Source organism: Microcystis sp. M53598_WE2 (assembly GCF_030067735.1).
Lineage (GTDB): Bacteria > Cyanobacteriota > Cyanobacteriia > Cyanobacteriales > Microcystaceae > Microcystis > Microcystis aeruginosa.
Window position 1 is genome coordinate 1 of the sequence record NZ_JASJFE010000599.1, and the last position, 1010, is coordinate 1010.

Sequence of the window (1010 nt, forward strand, 5' to 3'; positions counted from 1 at the left end):
AAATAGCTTTTTTTAATCATAAAGGTGGAGTGAGCAAAACTACAACCACTTTTAACCTTGGTTGGATGCTTGCTGAGAAAGGCAAAAGAGTAATTATTGTCGATACCGATCCCCAATGTAACTTAACTGGTATGGCTTTGACTAATGAAAGTGAAGATAGGGAGGAAAGACTACAAGCCATCTACAATACTTACTCTAATATTAAAACAGCTTTAGCACCTGCTTTTGAGTCTCAACCGAGATTAATTGAAGCTGTGGACTGTATTCCTATTGATGGTCGTGATGACTTATTTTTACTGCCTGGTCATGTGGGATTAGCTGAATATGAAGTTACCCTAGGTATTGCTCAAGAACTTAGTGGGTCAATTCAGGCTTTAAAAAATCTCCCCGGTGCGATTACATATTTATTAGACAAAACTGCCGAAAGATTTCAAGCTGACTATATTTTAATCGATATGAGTCCCAGTTTGGGGTCAATCAATCAAAATATACTGATGACCAGCAACTTTTTTATTGTGCCAACCACAGCGGATTTTTTCTCGGTTATGGCTATCGATTCTTTAACTAAAATCTTGCCTAAGTGGCACCAATGGGCTAAGGCAGCTAGTGCTTTACCAATTCTCAAAACCGCCAACTATCCCTTCCCCGAAGTTAACCTACATTTTTTGGGAACTATTGTTCAGAAATATCGAATCATAGGTGGCCAAGAAACAAAAGCTTTTCAAAACTGGATTAACACAATCGAGAAAAATATTGGCGATAAAATGATTCCATCTCTAGAAAAAAATGGCATGATGCTACCGAAATTTATCTACGATCAGAATGGTGTACCGGCTTGCTGTACTCTAGTAAAAATACCTGATTTTAATAGTCTTATTGCCTTATCTCAAGAGCATCAAACGCCCGTTTTTGCGCTAACTGCTGAACAATTAGGATGGCAAGGTACAGTGTTAGATCAAGCCCAAGAAAAACAACAAAAATTTAAAGATATTTTTTCTGACTTAGCAGAC

The 1010-nt window shown here is 37.5% G+C and carries 1 protein-coding gene; it reads left to right on the forward strand.

Going from position 1 to position 1010, the window contains the following annotated elements; genetic code table 11:
* Positions 1–2: 2 nt before the first annotated feature.
* On the forward strand, positions 3–1010 hold a 1008-nt coding region (locus PX636_RS12120), incomplete at its 3' end, for a ParA family protein (protein WP_288117354.1).